Origin of the sequence: Pseudomonas sp. HY2-MNA-CIBAN-0224 (assembly GCF_040310285.1) — a bacterium.
In the GTDB taxonomy this organism is placed as follows: Bacteria; Pseudomonadota; Gammaproteobacteria; order Pseudomonadales; family Pseudomonadaceae; genus Aquipseudomonas; species Aquipseudomonas helleri.
On the sequence record NZ_JBEOPQ010000253.1, the window covers coordinates 1 to 359 of the forward strand.

At 47.4% G+C, this 359-nt stretch carries 1 pseudogene; it reads left to right on the forward strand.

Going from position 1 to position 359, the window contains the following annotated elements:
- Window positions 1–28: 28 nt before the first annotated feature.
- Window positions 29–359: pseudogene (locus AAEZ03_RS26275) on the forward strand (hypothetical protein); the annotation flags it as partial.

Consider the following 359-nt stretch of genomic DNA (forward strand, 5'->3'; position numbering starts at 1 on the left):
TGATAAAGGCGCTCAAAACGGTTGTATCATGACCGCATCTAACGGCGACACGATTAGCAGCGAAGACGAACAGCAAGCCATCAAACTGGCGCAAGAGTTCGCTGGTCTTGAAGGTATGGATTTAGCAAAAGAATGCTGTACGCCGACGACGTTTGAGTGGACCGCTGGTAGCTGGGATTTATCAGATACCTTGCTTAATCGTGATGTAGCTGGTAGCCATGATAGCGGTACGGGCGGCTTCTTTAAGCATTTGGGCACGCACGTTGAAGCAAAATATAATGTTATCGCTTATGACTTTGGTACCAAAACCAATATCTTACGTATGCTAGTCGACCGTGGTTGTCACGTCACCGTTGTAC